This window comes from Arcanobacterium ihumii (assembly GCF_900604515.1).
Taxonomy (GTDB): Bacteria; Actinomycetota; Actinomycetes; order Actinomycetales; family Actinomycetaceae; genus Arcanobacterium_A; species Arcanobacterium_A ihumii.
The window spans coordinates 991,339-1,007,500 of sequence record NZ_UWOS01000001.1; the positions used below are offsets into that span (position 1 = coordinate 991,339).

22 protein-coding genes and 1 pseudogene are annotated in these 16,162 nt (G+C 49.7%); 9 read left to right on the plus strand and 14 right to left on the minus strand.

The annotated features are described in order from the left end of the window. Positions 1-52: 52 nt before the first annotated feature. On the plus strand, positions 53-805 hold the full coding sequence (gene aroD, locus EIH22_RS04385) for a type I 3-dehydroquinate dehydratase (RefSeq protein ID WP_124054552.1): 753 nt from the start codon (positions 53-55) through the stop codon (positions 803-805). On the opposite strand, the gene EIH22_RS04390 is transcribed toward aroD, so the two are convergent. Continuing rightward, the gene (locus EIH22_RS04390; protein WP_124054553.1) at positions 802-1,230 is read right to left on the minus strand and encodes a (deoxy)nucleoside triphosphate pyrophosphohydrolase; all 429 of its coding nucleotides are present in this window, start codon (positions 1,228-1,230) and stop codon (positions 802-804) included. The two genes, aroD and EIH22_RS04390, sit on opposite strands and share 4 nt — an antisense overlap. 211 nt (positions 1,231-1,441) lie before the next feature. On the opposite strand from EIH22_RS04390, the gene EIH22_RS04395 reads away from it, so the two are divergent. Continuing rightward, a complete protein-coding gene (locus EIH22_RS04395) occupies positions 1,442-3,418 on the plus strand; it encodes an acyltransferase family protein (RefSeq protein ID WP_235001770.1) in 1,977 nt (658 codons plus the stop codon). On the opposite strand, the gene EIH22_RS09180 is transcribed toward EIH22_RS04395, so the two are convergent. The 7 genes and pseudogenes from EIH22_RS09180 to EIH22_RS04430 form a co-directional block, all read right to left on the minus strand. After that, positions 3,398-3,706 (minus strand): hypothetical protein, encoded by a 309-nt coding sequence (locus EIH22_RS09180; protein WP_124054555.1) that lies wholly within the window; start codon positions 3,704-3,706, stop codon positions 3,398-3,400. The two genes, EIH22_RS04395 and EIH22_RS09180, sit on opposite strands and share 21 nt — an antisense overlap. Positions 3,707-3,820: 114 nt before the next feature. Beyond that, positions 3,821-3,967: pseudogene (locus EIH22_RS09185) on the minus strand (hypothetical protein); the annotation flags it as partial. Positions 3,968-3,997: 30 nt separating this feature from the next. Beyond that, positions 3,998-4,135: a hypothetical protein gene (locus tag EIH22_RS09190; protein ID WP_327537484.1), complete on the minus strand. Its 138-nt coding sequence runs from the start codon at positions 4,133-4,135 to the stop codon at positions 3,998-4,000. 140 nt (positions 4,136-4,275) lie between these two features. Further along, on the minus strand, positions 4,276-4,422 hold the full coding sequence (locus EIH22_RS09195) for an ArsA-related P-loop ATPase (RefSeq protein ID WP_456061855.1): 147 nt from the start codon (positions 4,420-4,422) through the stop codon (positions 4,276-4,278). Positions 4,423-4,451: 29 nt separating this feature from the next. Beyond that, positions 4,452-4,805, minus strand: a complete 354-nt coding sequence (locus EIH22_RS09200) for an ArsA-related P-loop ATPase (protein ID WP_124054557.1) — start codon at positions 4,803-4,805, stop codon at positions 4,452-4,454. 58 nt (positions 4,806-4,863) lie between these two features. Beyond that, positions 4,864-5,181, minus strand: coding sequence for an arsenic metallochaperone ArsD family protein (locus EIH22_RS04425; RefSeq protein ID WP_200829165.1), 318 nt, complete (start codon positions 5,179-5,181; stop codon positions 4,864-4,866). 164 nt (positions 5,182-5,345) lie between these two features. Further along, positions 5,346-6,425, minus strand: a complete 1,080-nt coding sequence (locus tag EIH22_RS04430; protein ID WP_160149020.1) for a CobW C-terminal domain-containing protein — start codon at positions 6,423-6,425, stop codon at positions 5,346-5,348. A gap of 51 nt (positions 6,426-6,476) precedes the next feature. Between EIH22_RS04430 and rpmB the strand changes: the two genes are divergently transcribed. The 7 genes from rpmB (at position 6,477) to EIH22_RS04465 (ending at position 9,172) form a co-directional block, all read left to right on the plus strand. Further along, the gene (rpmB, locus tag EIH22_RS04435; RefSeq protein ID WP_124054559.1) at positions 6,477-6,713 is read left to right on the plus strand and encodes a 50S ribosomal protein L28; all 237 of its coding nucleotides are present in this window, start codon (positions 6,477-6,479) and stop codon (positions 6,711-6,713) included. Next, positions 6,713-6,883, plus strand: coding sequence for a 50S ribosomal protein L33 (gene rpmG, locus EIH22_RS04440; RefSeq protein ID WP_124054560.1), 171 nt, complete (start codon positions 6,713-6,715; stop codon positions 6,881-6,883). Before rpmB ends, rpmG begins: the two co-directional genes overlap by 1 nt. After that, positions 6,883-7,188 (plus strand): 30S ribosomal protein S14, encoded by a 306-nt coding sequence (gene rpsN, locus EIH22_RS04445; RefSeq protein ID WP_124054561.1) that lies wholly within the window; start codon positions 6,883-6,885, stop codon positions 7,186-7,188. Before rpmG ends, rpsN begins: the two co-directional genes overlap by 1 nt. A gap of 12 nt (positions 7,189-7,200) precedes the next feature. Then, entirely contained in the window at positions 7,201-7,455 is a 255-nt protein-coding gene (locus tag EIH22_RS04450; protein ID WP_124054562.1) for a type B 50S ribosomal protein L31, read from the plus strand. Further along, the gene (ykgO, locus tag EIH22_RS04455; RefSeq protein ID WP_124054563.1) at positions 7,452-7,574 is read left to right on the plus strand and encodes a type B 50S ribosomal protein L36; all 123 of its coding nucleotides are present in this window, start codon (positions 7,452-7,454) and stop codon (positions 7,572-7,574) included. The genes EIH22_RS04450 and ykgO overlap by 4 nt, the downstream gene beginning before the upstream one ends. A 35-nt stretch (positions 7,575-7,609) precedes the next feature. Beyond that, positions 7,610-8,620 carry a YeiH family protein gene (locus EIH22_RS04460; RefSeq protein WP_124054564.1) on the plus strand — a complete coding sequence of 337 codons (1,011 nt, stop codon included), beginning with the start codon at positions 7,610-7,612 and terminating at the stop codon, positions 8,618-8,620. 81 nt (positions 8,621-8,701) lie between these two features. Then, a complete protein-coding gene (locus EIH22_RS04465) occupies positions 8,702-9,172 on the plus strand; it encodes a PaaI family thioesterase (protein WP_124054565.1) in 471 nt (156 codons plus the stop codon). On the opposite strand, the gene EIH22_RS04470 is transcribed toward EIH22_RS04465, so the two are convergent. From EIH22_RS04470 to EIH22_RS04495, 6 genes are all read right to left on the minus strand, one after another. Then, complete coding sequence (locus EIH22_RS04470; protein WP_160149021.1) at positions 9,173-9,760, minus strand: AAA family ATPase; 588 nt, start codon at positions 9,758-9,760, stop codon at positions 9,173-9,175. A gap of 178 nt (positions 9,761-9,938) precedes the next feature. Beyond that, complete coding sequence (locus tag EIH22_RS04475; RefSeq protein ID WP_124054567.1) at positions 9,939-12,047, minus strand: neutral/alkaline non-lysosomal ceramidase N-terminal domain-containing protein; 2,109 nt, start codon at positions 12,045-12,047, stop codon at positions 9,939-9,941. Between the two features lie 320 nt (positions 12,048-12,367). Then, the gene (locus tag EIH22_RS04480; RefSeq protein WP_124054568.1) at positions 12,368-12,877 is read right to left on the minus strand and encodes a GNAT family N-acetyltransferase; all 510 of its coding nucleotides are present in this window, start codon (positions 12,875-12,877) and stop codon (positions 12,368-12,370) included. Between the two features lie 237 nt (positions 12,878-13,114). Beyond that, a complete protein-coding gene (locus EIH22_RS04485) occupies positions 13,115-14,266 on the minus strand; it encodes an ABC transporter permease (RefSeq protein WP_124054569.1) in 1,152 nt (383 codons plus the stop codon). A gap of 128 nt (positions 14,267-14,394) precedes the next feature. Further along, positions 14,395-15,060: an ABC transporter ATP-binding protein gene (locus EIH22_RS04490; protein WP_124054570.1), complete on the minus strand. Its 666-nt coding sequence runs from the start codon at positions 15,058-15,060 to the stop codon at positions 14,395-14,397. Next, positions 15,057-16,112 (minus strand): efflux RND transporter periplasmic adaptor subunit, encoded by a 1,056-nt coding sequence (locus tag EIH22_RS04495; protein WP_124054571.1) that lies wholly within the window; start codon positions 16,110-16,112, stop codon positions 15,057-15,059. The genes EIH22_RS04490 and EIH22_RS04495 overlap by 4 nt, the downstream gene beginning before the upstream one ends. Positions 16,113-16,162 lie beyond the last annotated feature (50 nt).

The following is a 16,162-nucleotide window of genomic DNA, read 5'->3' on the forward strand; positions in this document are numbered from 1 at the left end:
TATCAATTCATTTTTTGCTTGTTAAACTAACTATAGATATAGGGAGGCAAAGATGATTTTTGACGAATCGAAGCAACCGTCAATCATCGTGCCTTTAACCGGCACCACAACCCAAATGCTTATAGATCAAGCTCGCGAAGCTGAATTAGCTGGTGCCGACGTACTTGAATGGCGAATCGACTTTATGATCGGTGCCCACCAAAATCTATCCTTCACATCCATGGGACGTGAGATCATAGAGCCGATCTTGGCGGAAACAACGACTCCGCTACTCCTGACAATTCGTACCATGGAGCAGGGTGGTCAAGTGAAGCTCACCGATGGGCGCTACCGGATTCTGCTCGCCGAAATGCTCGACACCCTTAAATATCTACAGGTTCCGGCCGAGCGAATCGGTATTGACCTTGAGTTTCGTTTTGATGGGACGCCCGATCTTAGTGCACGAGCTCATGAGCTCGGCTATACCGTCGTCGTATCTCACCATGATTGGATAGAAACTCCGGACTCGGAGCTTGTGAACCTGCTGCTCGACTCAATTATGGAGCTTGACGGCGTTATTCCGAAACTTGCTGTTACGCCACAGTCTGATGACGACGTTGATCGCCTCCTTGAGGTGACGCGCAAGGTTTCACGTGAACGGAAACGCCCGATCATTGCACTGTCCATGGGTGAACTTGGCCGGCGCTCAAGGATTGAAGGTTGGAAGTATGGATCCATCGCAACTTTTGCAACGGTGGGTGAGGGCTCTGCGCCAGGGCAGCCGACAATGACCGAACTTAGGGATGCCCTTGATAGCGGGAACTAGTTTCTGAATTGTTGCGCGAGGGCAAGTATAATTGGAACGTCGCCCATTAGCCATGGGAGTTCGAGGGCTTCGTTAAAATTTTTCCACACGAGTTGATGATGATCCTGGAGTGGGAGTGGATCTGCTTCGCCGTTTTTGATTGTGGCAAACCACAGGCGCATATCTTTCTTATTAGGTAGGGGCCAGTCTTCGTAAATGCCGTTAGAGAGCGTTGACTTGGGAAATACAGATCCAACCGTTATCTCTACGCCAAGTTCTTCGTAAATTTCGCGTCGCAACGCCTCCACCGGAGCTTCACCTATTTCTTGTTTCCCACCTGGAAACTCCCACATTCCATCCAAATCGGGTGGGGCAGAACGTTGGGCGCATAACAGTTTGCTCGGTTTGCTCAGATGGTCAACGATGATTGCCGCTACGATTAACACGTTCCCATTCTAGAGCCATCGTAATGACACGCCTAGAGACGGCTTTGATAACAGTTAGGTTACAAGTTCACCGTGCAATCCTGGGTTTTCCCACGTTTCTTGCTGTGATCATTCCTAGGTATGACTCAGCTCCTACCGAAATACGCTCAAGGAATGACGTAAAAAATTTCCATTGCCCTAGACTTACTTGGTGGGAGGACGAACGAGCACAATGCGCATTGAACAGCAATCGGATAACAACTCGAAACCATCAGTGGAACCGTTCCGCTTAGGTGGTCTTGATGGTGTACGAGCGATTGCCTGCATTGCCGTCCTCATCTACCACACTTGGGCAACTTTGCTTCCCGGAGGATTCCTTGGCGTCGACGTTTTCTTCGTCCTATCTGGTTTTCTGATTACGTCACTTCTTGTCAAGGACCTCACTCACTTTGAAACCGTTCGAATTGGACGGTTCTGGCTTCGTCGTTGGCGCAGGCTTTTTCCTGCGGTGTTCACAGCTGTTTTCGTAACTGTTCCGATTGCTGCGTTAATCGACACCGATATTTTAGTTAAACTCCGTAGCCAAGTGGTGGGTGCCTTTACTTTTACCTATAACTGGGTGGCAATCGGAACTGGGTCTGCATACTTTGAACAGGGATCACCACGCCTTCTTACAAATATGTGGACTCTTGCGGTTGAGCAGCAGTTCTACATTGTGTGGCCACTTATCATGCTCATCCTGTGGCGTCTGAACAGGGTGCTGGAGGTTTCTTTTCCGCTTCTTTTGGCACTGTTTTCGGCTGGCTTGATGGTCTACCTGACTTCGGGTGGGGGTGACGTTACCCGAGCTTACATGGGAACGGATTCGCACGCTTTCGGTTTGATGATCGGTGCCGCAACTGCGCTCTTTGCCGGCTCGGTGCTTGAACCTGGCCCCTATGATCGGCCGGTGGTTTCGCCGAATATTATGGGTGCCTTGGGTTTCCTCGGTCTAGTTGGCATTATCTTTGGATTCATCTTCATCGATGGTGGTGATCCGTTTACCTATCCGTGGGGTATGCTCCTCACAGTGGTTTCAACAACCTTGATCATATTCGGAATGACTGCTCCCTACCAGCAACATGGGTCCCTAGCATGGAGGCTTCGTTCGTTCTTAGATCTTCGGATTTTAACCTGGCTGGGAGAGCGCTCCTACGGAATCTACCTGTGGCACTGGCCCGCAGTTGTTATCTGGCAGACGGTTTTCCCAGACGCTCACCCAGTTCTCACGACGACGGTGGTGGGTACGATTTCGCTTACGGCGGCTGCTTTCAGCTTCCGTTTCGTGGAAAACCCCATGCGTTATAACGGTATTTTCGCAACTCTCAAGCTTTGGTTTGGAGTTCTGCGCACTCAAGTTTCATCTATGCGCCAAGCAAATGACGGTGATTCTTCTGTTCTCACCAAGAAGTGGCTGGCAGGCATGCGTCTATTCGGTGCGGCTGTTTGCACCTTGATCTTCATCTATGCGCTAATTGTGGCTCCGACTGAGTCGGAAGTTGAAGCAGGCTTCGAAAAGAGTGAAGAAATCGCCGCTCAGCAAGAAGGGCAGAATCAAGGAACTCCACCAGCGCCGCAATCAAATTCAAATCAGCATCACAACGGTTCGACTACGGCTCCTCATTCGAAAGGGAAGCTCAAGCCTGAGGCAGAGGTTTCAGGCGAAAACATCACTGTTTTGGGTGATTCAGTGATCGCGATGGTTGACCCGGTGATGGCTAATAAATGGCCAGGCATTATCGTTGATGGTCAGAAAAACCGTTCGCAGCATTCGATTTCTCCACTGATTCAACAGCATCTAGAAGCTGGAACGCTTCGTCACTATGTTGTGGTTGGGGTTGCGAATAACGGAGTTATTCGTGATTCTGATATCGATCGCTGGATCCAAGAAATTGGTTCCGACCGGGTGTTGGTACTTATCACAGGTCATGGAACTGCCCGTACCACGTGGATTCCAGAAGCTAACGCTGCTATTGCTCGTGCAAAAGACCGCTATCCAAACCAGGTAACGATAGCTGACTGGTACTCAATCGTTGAACAAAATCCCGGTTCGGTCTACCGTGACCGCACTCATCCAAATCCCGACGGAAACCCGCTGTTCGTTACCGAGGTCCAGAAAGCTCTTAAGGATGGGGCAGCTCTTCCAGTTTCACTTGAGCCCAAGAAATAGTTCGAGTTTCGCGACGCCGATAGGTTCTTTTGGGAAAGTTTGGATGATTGCGTACCGTTCGCTGGCTTCTACCACGCTTTCTATTGCTCGATGTTTGGCGATAGCTCGATGGCGTAAAAGCGATGACTTTAGCTTCGCGGCGACCAAGGAATTGTTGATTACCCATGCCCAGGGATGGACATCTGCTCGATCAAGGTCGCTAACGAGTTGTTTTGCTTCACTTACTGGAGTTTGCTCAGGCAAAGTGACGATAATGAGCTTGGGTTTGTCAGGATTTTGTAGGCGCATAAGTGGAGTTTCAACTGATTCGTGCCTGTTGTCTCCTGAATCATGACGAAGAAGTTCGCGGTGATAGACTCCGGTTGCGTCAATAAGTAGGAGCGTGTGCCCCGTCGGTGCGATGTCTATGATGACGAATTGATTATCTGCCTTCTTAATTACCTTTGAGAATTCATTGAAGACGGCGATTTCCTCAGTACATGGGCTTCGTAGGTCTTCTTCGAGAGCGGTACGTCCGGCGTCGTCAAGTGAAGCACCTTTAGAGTTCAGTACTTCACGACGATAGTTATTTGTAGCCTCTTATGGGTTAATGGAACGAACCGATAGGTTTGGAACATCGTCGGCGAGCGGCGAGGAAATATGAGAAGTGGGCTCTGCGGTTGAAGCCTGGGGAAGCAGCGCATTAATAACCAAATACGCAGGATTAATACCTAGCATCCGCAATTCCTAACTGGTTCTGCTGGCTTCCTCAATTGCTTGTTTCTGTGCCCTAGTTACCAGCACAACTGTGCTCGATGATGGATCTTTAAGCATATCAAGGGCTTGACGGTAGGTGGTGCGGTTCTTTTCTAGTCTACTCAGAGGACCGAGGCAGGAGGTATCTCCTTTTCCTCATCGAGATAACTGGTCCAGTCACCTGGAAGTTGTAGCAAACGGATTGTGTGCCCAGTTGGTGCGGTATCAAAGACGATGTGATCATATGGAACTTTGTTGAAATCTGCCACTAACAGGGAGGTGAATTCGTTAAAAGAAGCTATTTCGGTAGTGCATGATCCTGAAAGTTGCTCGGTAAAAGTTGCTCGGTAATTGTGTTGATTTCTTTCTGAGGGAGAAAGCTACGCACAGGAGCAAGAATCCGATCGCGGTAGCGTTGTGCTGGATCTTGTGGGTTGATGTCAACTGCATCCAGATTTGCTACGCCATCTACCGGTGTCAATGTTGATGTCACTGTACTATTGAGGGCTTCGCCGATATTGCTAGCAGGATCGGTGGAAACTAGGAGAACGTGCTTACCGGAATCGGCAAGTGCAATTGCGGTTGCGCAGGCGATCGAAGTTTTTCCAACCCCCTCCTTTTCCAGTGAAGAAAAGATGGAGGGGCGCATCATCTATTGCAGCACGAATTTGCTCCACAGCAACCGGTGCTTGGGGTTGAGATGACCTCAATCATCTTGGTGCTTCTTTAAGTTTGTTGGCTGAGCAACAAGATTCGTGGGCTTCCGCTCCTGGTTCATAGCACTGAGCCCAGTGGCAGAGTTCATCGCGACTCGGGTAACGTCCGGCAACAACGGTAACACCATCCACTAATATTAAAGGAAGTCCTTCTGATCCTGCCGTATTCATAAAGGTGATAACGGTTTGGTCCTCACCGAATTTAGTGGGATCGGTTGCAAGATTTGCCCGTTTGATATCTACACCCGCTTTTTGAAGGGCTTTTACATCGGCGGTAAATGTAACGGTGCTTGATCGATGTTGGTTCCGCATACGCCAGTGTTGCAACAGATGGATGGCATTTTGTTCCTTTATTGACCGTTGGTAAAGCCATCCTAACCAACATATTGATACATATCAATATGTTGGTTTTGGGTGTAAGCGTTGTGGTTCTGTGCGGTGAATGGAGTGTATGTTAAGTGATTTTGGTGCGAATATTATTCGCCGAACCAAGCTCCTAAACCGTCGTCAGCACCTATCCAAGCATATGCATCCTCAGGGTCTTCGATGAGGATCGCATGAAATGCGGTTTCAATCTGTTCACAGATTTCTTTATTGCCAACTCCAGTCACGATCAGGTGACAACGAGGGGAAAGAGGGGCGTCGTCTTCGGAAACGATAAGTTCGGACCAGCGTCCGGCGTCGCCAACACTAACGGTTCCGCCAATAACTTCCCATGAACAGATGCGATCTGGACGTGATGGGAGCCAGAAACAACCGCGAGCGCATACGTCTTTGCCTGCAAGGTCGGCAACCATTGAGCGAAGTCGTTCTGGGTGGAAAGGTTTTTCAGAGTATAGGTCAAGAGTCCAGGTGCCGTGCGAATCAGGACCTCCCCAGGCTTGAGTTGTTGCTGGGTGAATATGGTCAATGTTCGTAGCTGGGTCGTGTTCAATTTTTCGGATAACGTCAAGGAGTGGTTTATCTACGCCGTTGAGCAAAAGAACGTTGTGTGGGCGGAGGTGTTCAATCAGTTCCTGACCGAGTCCAGTTTCGGAACCGAGTGTAAGGATGACGTCTGCGTATCCAAGATTCATGAGGTGAACCTCGGCAAGGCAGCGGTCATCACCATCGAAAAGTTCAGCGTTCAGGTCTTTAAGCTCACGATGTCCAAGGAGGTCGTCGCTAGCAGTATCTGAATCGATGATGTGAGTGACGCCGAGGAGCTTGATTGGGTGTTCTGGTAGTTCGTCGAGCTCGGCACTTAGGCCAGGCATGAGGTGAATGAGCTCGATTCCTGGTGGTAGGAAAAGCAGTGTTTCAACATCTGAATCGCATCGTTCAAGAGTGAATTTTATGATCGCTGCACGTAAAGCGCAGGTCGCGCAGTCTTCTGAGATGGGGAAGAAGTAAGATTCATCTTCATCTAAGGGTGAGAGCCGAGATATCTTGATCTGAGTATCTTCGGTGAAGGAACCGGTGAAGATGCTCGCACCATCGGCGGCTAGGATGAGTGCTGTGAGGTCCCTGATGCCTTCGTCAAGCGTAGAAATGATGCCTAGTGAATGTTGCGTCATATAAATCACTCCAGATTGCAGTAATGGGAACCATTCTATATAGTGCCATGTATGACTACATATTGCCAAGTTACTGGAAAGAAGCCGTCCTTCGGGAATGCGGTTTCGCATTCTCACCGTAAAACGCGCCGTCGCTGGGATCCGAACCTGCAGACCAAGCACTATTTTGTACCTTCGTTGGGGCGAAAAATTACGTTAACCGTTTCAACAACAGGGATTAAGACCATTGATAAGCGTGGTATCGATTCTGTTGTTGCGGAAATGATTGCTCGAGGGGAGAAATTCTAATGGCTGCAAAAGCAAAAGATATTCGCCCGATTATTAAGTTAGTGTCGACGGCGGGAACTGGTTATACCTACGTCACCCGCAAGAACCGTCGCAACAACCCTGAGCGTATGGTGCTGAAGAAGTACGACCCAATGGTGCGCAAGCACGTTGAGTTTAAGGAATCGCGTTAATGGCTAAGAAATCAAAGATTGAAAAGAATAACCGTCGAATTCTTATGGTTGAACGGTACGCTGCAAAGCGTGCTGAACTCAAGGCTGCGAGCGTAAATCCGCACCTTAGCCAGGAAGAGCGTGAAGAAGCGATGCTTGCTTTGCATCGTCTACCCCGAGATGCGTCACCTACCCGTGTACGCAACCGTGATGCGGTTGACGGACGTCCACGCGGATACCTTCGTAAAGCTGGTATCTCACGTGTTCGGTTCCGCGAGATGGCTTCACGTGGCGAACTGCCAGGCATCCGTAAGTCGTCGTGGTGAGAGGAAGAGACCATGAAACCAAATATTCATCCTGATTATCATCCGGTCGTTTTCCGTGACCGTAGTGCAGATTTCGCATTCCTTACCCGTTCAACAGTCACATCCGATCGCACAATCGAATGGGAAGATGGAAACACTTATCCAGTTATTGACGTAGAAGTATCGTCTGCTTCTCATCCTTTCTGGACAGGTAAGGGACGAATCGTGGATACCGCTGGACGTGTTGAGAAATTCCAGCGTCGTTATGGAAAGAAGGCGGCGAAGTGAAGGTACGTGCATCGCTTAAATCTCTAGTAAATCAGCCAGGTGCGCAAGTGGTTCGACGCCGCGGTCGCATCTACGTTATCAATAAGCAAAATCCACGGATGAAGGGCCGTCAGGGCTAAATTGTGGCGTAAAGCTGGAGCGTATACTAAGTGATGTGAATAATGCTCCAACAAAAATAACTGAATATCTTCACCAATATGGGCCTGGGTTCGCTACTGCGTCTGCAATGGCAATCTTGGCGGTTCTGATCAACAGTCAGGTACCTGCACTCAGCGCACTGCTCCTTGCTATTATCTTTGGAATTATTGCCAGGAATATGAATCTCCTTCGTGTAAGCATGGATGCGGGGTTATCGATCGTTTCCAAGCGCTGGTTGCGCATAGGTATTGTTCTGCTAGGGGTTCAGTTGGTGCTCACCGATATTGTGAAATTAGGGTGGGGCGTACTTATTACAGTGATATGTGTGGTGGGACTCGGTATTACTGTTTCAGTAATTCTTGGCCGTGTATTACGGATTGCCCCAACGCTATCTTTACTTATCGGTTGCGGATTTTCGATCTGTGGTGCAGCTGCGGTTGCCGGTATGGATGGGTCGATTGAAGCCGACGAGCGCGACGTAGCAACTGCCGTCGCGCTCGTTGTTTTATTCGGAACAGCGATGATCTTTGTAGCTCCTGCGCTGGCTGGACTGATTGGTATGGATGCCCATACTGCAGGAATTTGGGAAGGCGCTTCCATCCATGAGGTTGCACAGGTTGTAGCTGCAGCGGGGATTACCGGCAGCGGGATCGTCAAGACCGCTGTAATAGTTAAGCTTGCACGTGTGCTGATGCTTGCTCCGGTCATTGCTTTTGTTGGCCTCTTGGCACCACGTCTAGGAGTGCAACGCGCGGGAGACCCCCAAAAGAACCCGCCAATTATTCCTCTTTTTGTAGCAGGATTTATTGGAGCGTCTGTGATTGCTACCTTGGGGCTAGTTCCTTCACCGGTGCTCGGTGTTATTAAATATCTCCAAACTTTCCTGCTTGCTGCGGCAATGTTTGGGCTTGGGTGTGGAGTGAAAGTTGCTGAGCTTAGGAAAGTTGGATTCAGACCGCTGCTACTAGGTCTTGTTGTGACGGTTGTGGTTTGCTTGGTTGCATATGTTGGTGCATCTTTCAGCTAGGGACTGTAGTAATAACGGTTCACCCAGTAGCGTTGTTTGACTGTTGTTTGGGTAAAATACTGACCAGAGGTTAGGATTCGCGTGGATATTGAAATAGTTTTACAGCCAAATACTGCTCCCGAAAAACGGGCGGAATTTTTTGCATCACTCCCAGACGTAACGAGCGATCTGGGTGATATGACTGGAGCCGACGTCGTCTCACAAGGGTTGCGCGCGCACGTTATAGATCCGAACCTAATGATTTGTTCCCTTCCCGTTGACGGGTTTCGGCAGTTCATGGGGATCATGAATGGCGGATCTACCGCGCTTTTAGGGGAGACGACGGGTTCTACCGCTGCAGTTTTGGCTGCACCCGAAGGGAAGACTGCAGTTGGGATTTCGATTACAGTCAATCACCACCGGCCGGCAAAGCAGGGGCGAGTATATTGTGTTGCAACAAAGGTGACGCAATCAGCATCGTTTGTGACATATAATTTTATGTTCTATCGTCACGATGGGAACATTTCTGCCTCGGGAAACCATACCTGTGCGTTCATAGATAAGCGTAGTTAATTAGGGATAGTTGGGACCGCTTGAAGTGCTAAGTTGATAATCTGCGTGAGCAGGTACGTCATAGATTTGATAGAGCTCAGATTCCTGATCTGCCCACACCTGCCAAAATTCGCTCCAGTCGTAATCATCGCGATTCTGAACTCGCGAAAGCCTGAGCTCTTCTGGAGCTTCGATCCACACAGTGTAGTCACATTGAGTTAGGCCAGCACCACAGCCAGCCACAATCGTCACAGGATGGCGAAAGAGGGTTTCCGTTTGGTTCCATTGTTCGGATACCCAATTCCAACGTTGTGTTTCAACTCCTGTAGAATTTCGCAGTGCTTCAACGATTGATGTTACTCGGTCAACAGCTCCTCGAAGGTCAAACCATCCCTGTGCCCACTCTTCAACTTCGATTGTTAAAGATGGAATATTGTACGAGGTGAGCTCTTTAGCTAATTCCTGAGCAAAAGTAGATTTTCCGGAACCGCTGCGCCCATCGATTGCCACGAATATAGGTTGTGATGAACTCTCCTGGATCCTACCTCGAACCCTGTCAGCTAGGAAGTGCAGACCGGCATCTAGGCCGGTGCTTCGGAAATTACTCATAGAAGAATCTTTGCAAATGCTTTTGGGTGGTGCAAACATCGATTGCCGGTGTTTGCACCACCCAAAAGGAGTTGTGCTACCACCTCAATGGGGGGGGGGCGAGCAAAGCAGAATTCACCACTGTGAAAACCTAGCTACGGTGATCGTCAATATTAAAGCTGAGGTTCTCTGAACTAAATCAACGAACTTCGAAGGCTACTGATGCTCCCTCGTATGGAGTGATAGAGCCGTTCCAGCCGTTCTTCCAATCGCCCATCTGAACAAGGCGATAAATGCCAGAAGGAGTGTTGTTTCGAATTCTCCATTCAACGGTGTTGCGTGAGTATGCGCCACCTTCGCGCTGCCAAATAAAACTAGTATCCCAATCGCGATCTGTTAAGTAATCGACCCACTGATTGTTCTCGTACTTTTGAACTTTGAGGAAGGTGTTCATAGTGCGATAGTTGTTCTTCGGATGCGCTCCGCGGAAAACCGCACTCGCCTTGTCGCCTGGGTGGTAAAGCGGCTGAGGCTGGACTAAAACCTGACCGAAGATCTCCTGAGCAGGTTTATCGTCAAAGGCGACGCCGGGACGCTGTAACCATGCGCGTGTGTCTGGGAGCTTTGGCAGAGCGTCGTCGTAAACAGGGGAATTGTTTATGATCGCGTTGGCGAGTCCATCAAGCTCTTGCATAAATGCACCCAGTTGATGCGGTCCAAATTCGGTGGATGCTCCTTCGTACTGCTGCGTGGCGTACTCTGCGCGGGTAGCCAGATATCCGCCATAACCGTTTGCAAGTCCTGCTAGTACAACGGAATCTACGCCGTCGTTGGCAAGAATCTTGGCAACGTTTGCACGCATGTGACGTGAAGACATCGTGGTTGCTTCAACTGGGACTCCAAGTACGGCGAGATTTCCGATTCGAACAATCTGGAGCGGGAGAACAGTAGGAGTCCAGCCCAATTTGCCATCAGCAACGAGGATTGGTTTTTCTGCTTGGCAAGGGTCATCACCAAGAGAAATAACCTTCCCAACCATCCTGATTACAGTTCCGGCGATCGCTTGATCGATCTTATCTGCGGTGGCAACAACGTCAAAGCTTCCCTTTGTCATTCCTTCGTAGACGCCGGGGATGTTGGAAGGTCCATTTTCACCACCAGGAGCGAAGGAGAATCCGCGGGCTGAAGTGCAAAGTTGTTTCTCTCCCTCGCCGTTCGTGTACTGGGCATGAACGGTATAACCAGGGAGTTTGACGTATCGAGTGCGAGCTTCGATTGGTCCAGAAAGTGCCTTTCCTCCTTTTTCATATAGCTCAACTGCTTTATCAAACTGTTGTTTACCAGCAATTTCCGCATTCTGGTAGTCGTCAGGAAGTCCTTCAAAACCAGGGGCAGAAACCGAGTTTCCTTGAGCTGGCACCACGTCTCCGGTAGCGGAGTTAGCAAAAGCGGCAACAAAGGCATGGGGATCAGCGGGGTTCGAGCCCATCTTCTGCTCGAACATATACTGGGCGTATCCTTTATTATCTGCTGAAATTAGAGTCCAATGAATGTTAAATGATGTTGGGTGGGTGGAAAACCAATTAAGAATGCCTAGTGGCTTACCATCACTCGACTTGAAAGCAAGTTGGGTCATCTCAGGAGAAATATTATCTGCATAGTCTTTGGCGTCAGGGTTGGCATTATAACCAGGAACAGAACGGTTCTTAGTAGCGCCACGAAGCTTGCCTTCCTGCAGATCGATTGTGCCCGGCTGTAAATTCGCGTGTGCACGGTCGATTGAAGCCACGATCCCATTAATCATGGTGTCTACGATGCGTTGATCGTAATTGTAGCCAGCACCGTCATTTCCAGCGATTCGATACAACTGGTCGATAGCCATCCCTGAATTGGCAACATGAGTATGGGTAGCAGCAATAAGAACATTATTGCTGTTGTATAGATCTCCGTACTTTTGCTTGAGTTGTTCAAGCACGCCAAGCCGAATATTTGGGAAGATTGCAGCGGTATCCACCGTTACCATAACCACGCGGTTAGAGGTGTTTTGCTCTCCAATGATAAACGCATGAGAGTATAGGCGCTCGTGCAGACCATTCATTTCTTGGCCGGAGGCGTAACCAAAAGCACCTGTTTCTGCAACGGCACCTGTTACGTCATAGATACCTGCACCAACCAGGTAAGTTGTTGCAGTGGTGGTGGGAATATCCGATGCCGCAGCATGGATATGTGGAGTTGCCGTAACCAATGCGGCAGATAGTGTTAGAGCTGCGACACCAGCCCCTATACGTCGTGAAAATTTATGAGCCATTGTTACTCCTCATTGAGTATTGGTCCCAGTGGGGGATTTCCACAGTTGGGTTATTGACGAAATCGCGCGGATCGCTATTTACGGAGATTGAACGTTTCCCATAGTGCCAACGTGAGCGTCAATTAGATCATCATATCAGTATCAGATACTGTGTTTTGCAGAAATAAAGCGATTGTGAGGCGCTGTGTCACTTTGAATCTGTAAGGTGTGTAGAAAATCAGTTAAAGACCAGTTTGTGGAGATACGAGCGTTCCTTATTTTGCTAATTCGCTCGGGTGATGAAGCCTTCAATAGAAATTGCTTAGCTGTTAGCTATGTCTTTAGTAAATACCGTTGAGGTCAAGCGTCATGACGACGCCGGTGTTCAGCGGATCTGTTCCCATAACTTTGAATCCAAATCGTTTATAGATCCGAACTGCGCGGTCGTTGGCATGGTCTACATGCAGAGCGAGCAGCTCACTTCCAGTGCTTCGTGCTAATTCCACTGCCGCAATGAGGAGTTTTACTCCTAATCCGTGGTGAATATTGCGTGGTTCAACGGCAATAATGAGTTCCGGAACATCAGGACTGATGTTGGCAAAACCCACTGCTGTTCGATCTGCCCAGTGACGTAACCAAACTCCTCCGGCGGGAGCTCCCGATGGATCAAGGACAATGACACCGCCGTCGTGCTGAGGATCCCAATCGAAAACATAACCTTGCGATAGTTTCTGGAAAGATTCGCTGACTTGTTTGGATTCGTCTCCATAGACATCAGTTAAGTAGAAGAGTCGATGGATGTATGTACGGTCTTCTGTTGTTGCTGGACGAAATGTGAAACGGCTTTCCATGCCATTAGTTTATGTGAATTGGCGTAAAGACTCATTACTTTAAAGGAACTGGTGGGGACCTGCTATTAACGGTTTAGACCAGAACCCTATTGGGAATGGTTATGGGGCAGAAGTGGGTATCCCTCGGGAGGGTGCCTATGATCTCACTTTCCGCTATACGGACAAAGCCGCCGATGGATCAGTTCTTGATTGTTGAGCTACCCTACAGTGGTTAAATAGAAAACTAGGTTTCGAGAGTTAATCTGACCGCACTGCGATTGCTGGGTGGATTGCGGATGCGCGAATCGCAGGATATGCGGAAGCGATGATTCCAACGCCCGCGCCAAGGAGTGGGCCGAGAGCAATCCATCTGGGATTGAGATGTGCGGTCCAGTCGCTGATTGCGGCAACCAGTACCATGATGCAGGCAGAAACCGCACTTCCGATTAATCCTCCTAGTGCTCCGGTGAGCGCTCCTTCTATCCAGAACACGGCAGCAACTTTGCTTCTGGAACTACCAAGAGCTCGCCGTACACCAATTTCGGTGGTTCGTGCCGTGACTGAAACGATCATCGAGTTGGCGATGAGTAGGATCGTAAGGACGATCAGGAATGCTCCTACCCAGGCTGCTTGCCGTGCGAGCTGGCCGGATACGCTCTCTCGAATCTTTTGAACCGAAGCTACTTGTGAAACCGCGAGTTTCTCCGGTGCTTGAGGCATGATAGCCAACCTAGCAGCGTTGGAAACCTGTGACCCGGCACCGATTTTGGTTCGAATCAGGATTTCACATTCTTTGTCGGTTTTCGTGAGGTTGAGGCCATTTTCGAATGGGATATAGACGTCGTTACTTGAACCGTCGGGTCCATGGATAAAACCTCCCACCGAGTAGTCTTCATTTCCGATCCTGATCGTGAGCCCTTCAAGGCGGTTTGTTTCAGGGATTTGGAGAAGCTTTGCCGCGTCTGGACCCAGGAAAGCAACTGGTTGAGTGCCGTTAAGCATCCAAGCAAGAGCGGGTTTCTTTATTTCCGCAGCATCCAAATACTCTTCATTCACACCCGCAAGTTCCAGACGTGCTTCTTCCACTTTGGCTAGTGGTCGCCCGATCTTTCCCACGGGTGACCCTGCTGGCACTGTAAGCTTCCGTCCAGCAGCTTCAACTGTATGTATGGTGTGAAGGCGAGCTTCGGCGTCGGCAGGTAAAAAGCGTTGAATCTTTCCTGCCTGCACATCTTCAGGTGATTGTGGAGGTACAGCTTTTTCTGCGGGTTTCACCAAAACCTGGTTGATTGTTGAGGCGGCGATGTCTGCATCCACCTGGTGGGCAGCGTTTTGCGCAATTCCAACCGAAGCGAGCAATGCGCCGGTGCTGAGTGCTACGGCGCTAATCATCAACACAGTGCGTGCCATTCGTGCGCGCAACTCAATCGCTACGTCAACAATTAGGTCAAGCAGCCCGTTGGATCGGGATCCTGATTTTCTTGACGTGGGAGCGCGACGTTTTCATGCGTGGGCGGTGAAACATTTTCTTGTTAGGTTTACTCATCGATCTTCCCGTCCCGAAGGTGAACTGCGCGGTCTGCCCACTGTGCTAGACGCTCGTCGTGAGTGATGACGACGATCGCCACACCATTGGCCGCCTGCTGATCAAACAGGTCCAAAACGATGCGCGCATTAACCGAGTCAAGGTTTCCAGTAGGCTCATCAGCCAGTAAGACGCGCGGTCGGGTGATAATTGCCCTAGCAATAGCCAAACGCTGCTTTTCACCGCCTGAAAGGAGACGTGAAAGCGAATGTTTGCGCTCGGTTAAACCCACGTCCTGAAGTGCTCGATCGATTGCTTGTTCACGCCCAGCGTGCGGAATTTTCGCAATCGAAAGCTTCAGATCAAGGTTTTCAGCTACGGTGCGATACCCAAGCACGTGATAGTCCTGGAAGATGAAACCGAGCACATCAGCACGTAGGCGATCATGGTCGTGCGGTTTGAGCGTTTCAGTTTCGTAACCAGCAAGTTCATAGCTACCTGAGCTTGGAACGTCAAGCAGCCCCATAATATTGAGCAAGGTAGACTTTCCTGCTCCCGAGTAGCCCAAGATCGCTACCTTCTCGCCTGCCTCGACATCAAGGTCGACGCCGTGAAGAACCGGAACAGGCGGCGTTACGTTATAGGTTTTGCGTATATCACGCAGTCGAAGAATACTCATTGCGCCAAAACCACAACGTCGCCGATTTTGAGTGCATCGCCGTCGATCAGGGCAAAGCCTTCCGCAGTGCGTGAAGTGGTGACGGAAACCTTCTTCGTACCCTCGTCAGTCTTCACAACAACATAGGTTTTCCCAGCATCTTCGCGCAAAGCGGTGATCGGCACCGCGATCCCCTCAGCGAGGGTCTTGGTGCTCGTGGCCGTCAATGTAACACTTTGCCCTTCTTGGAAAGCTTCGGCAGGGATCGAGGCGGTAACGTCGTAACCTGGAACAGAATCTTCTGCTGTTTGCCCAGCTTGGCGGAAATCGCTCATCGCGATAATGTTCGCTTGAGTCTTTTGAGTAGAACCGGTCTGATTGATTTCAACCGTAGTTCCTACTGCAAACGATGCAATATAGGCAACTGATACACGCGCAATTGCCACAGCCTGACCAGATCGAATCCGTGCAAGTGGCGCTTCAGCAGTCACATGGTGATTGACTCCGGCGATCTCAACAACCGTAGCCGGCCCCGAGGTAAGGGAAAGGAATTCCGCCGCGCGAATCGTTGGAAGCGGTGTGGTAGCAAGCTTTGGTGTTGGTGCACTTTCTTGAGTGACGACGCCGTTACCTTCTTTTTCGCCTCCACCTGCGGTTAGTGCAGGTGCGGAGCTTTCGGCTCCTTGCGACGGAGCTTGAGGGGTTTCTAGCTTCGCTCCAACACGCTTATACAGAGCTTTCATCGCGTTAGCAGTAACGTTTCGTGGCACTGCGGTCACAACTGCTTGACCGCCCTCACCAGGATTCACCACCACTGGGCGTGATGCACCAAGACTAACCTTGCCTTTACCCTCAACGAATTCGGCAGGGAAGGTATGTTTTTCCACTTTCGCAGTTAATTCCGGCGTGTACTTGGCATTATCGATTGCTTCTTCGTTTGCCGAGTGAATGAAAGTACCGGCAAGAAAAGCCCCAGAAATAACAATAAGGGCGATTAAAACGGTGAAGAAAATCCACGTGAATTTCTTATTGCTCTTCAACGGATTCTTACTGGTAAGGGAGGTAGTGCTCATAGGTTCTTATTTAACTGGTTGGAATAGGTCTGGGTGGTTAGTGATGTATT

Excerpts from the sequence above, each read along its gene's own strand:
- aroD (WP_124054552.1), top strand. The coding sequence starts at position 53 with ATGATTTTTGACGAATCGAAGCAACCGTCAATCATCGTGCCTTTAACC.
- EIH22_RS04470 (WP_160149021.1), bottom strand. The coding sequence starts at position 9,760 with ATGAGTAATTTCCGAAGCACCGGCCTAGATGCCGGTCTGCACTTCCTA.
- EIH22_RS04480 (WP_124054568.1), bottom strand. The coding sequence starts at position 12,877 with ATGGAAAGCCGTTTCACATTTCGTCCAGCAACAACAGAAGACCGTACA.
- EIH22_RS09200 (WP_124054557.1), bottom strand. The coding sequence starts at position 4,805 with ATGATGCGCCCCTCCATCTTTTCTTCACTGGAAAAGGAGGGGGTTGGA.
- EIH22_RS04490 (WP_124054570.1), bottom strand. The coding sequence starts at position 15,060 with ATGAGTATTCTTCGACTGCGTGATATACGCAAAACCTATAACGTAACG.
- EIH22_RS04485 (WP_124054569.1), bottom strand. The coding sequence starts at position 14,266 with ATGGCACGCACTGTGTTGATGATTAGCGCCGTAGCACTCAGCACCGGC.
- EIH22_RS04425 (WP_200829165.1), bottom strand. The coding sequence starts at position 5,181 with ATGCGGAACCAACATCGATCAAGCACCGTTACATTTACCGCCGATGTA.
- EIH22_RS04475 (WP_124054567.1), bottom strand. The coding sequence starts at position 12,047 with ATGGCTCATAAATTTTCACGACGTATAGGGGCTGGTGTCGCAGCTCTA.
- rpmB (WP_124054559.1), top strand. The coding sequence starts at position 6,477 with ATGACTACATATTGCCAAGTTACTGGAAAGAAGCCGTCCTTCGGGAAT.
- rpmG (WP_124054560.1), top strand. The coding sequence starts at position 6,713 with ATGGCTGCAAAAGCAAAAGATATTCGCCCGATTATTAAGTTAGTGTCG.
- EIH22_RS09190 (WP_327537484.1), bottom strand. The coding sequence starts at position 4,135 with ATGCTAGGTATTAATCCTGCGTATTTGGTTATTAATGCGCTGCTTCCC.
- EIH22_RS04495 (WP_124054571.1), bottom strand. The coding sequence starts at position 16,112 with ATGAGCACTACCTCCCTTACCAGTAAGAATCCGTTGAAGAGCAATAAG.
- EIH22_RS04395 (WP_235001770.1), top strand. The coding sequence starts at position 1,442 with ATGCGCATTGAACAGCAATCGGATAACAACTCGAAACCATCAGTGGAA.
- rpsN (WP_124054561.1), top strand. The coding sequence starts at position 6,883 with ATGGCTAAGAAATCAAAGATTGAAAAGAATAACCGTCGAATTCTTATG.
- EIH22_RS09180 (WP_124054555.1), bottom strand. The coding sequence starts at position 3,706 with ATGCGCCTACAAAATCCTGACAAACCCAAGCTCATTATCGTCACTTTG.
- EIH22_RS04430 (WP_160149020.1), bottom strand. The coding sequence starts at position 6,425 with ATGACGCAACATTCACTAGGCATCATTTCTACGCTTGACGAAGGCATC.
- EIH22_RS04450 (WP_124054562.1), top strand. The coding sequence starts at position 7,201 with ATGAAACCAAATATTCATCCTGATTATCATCCGGTCGTTTTCCGTGAC.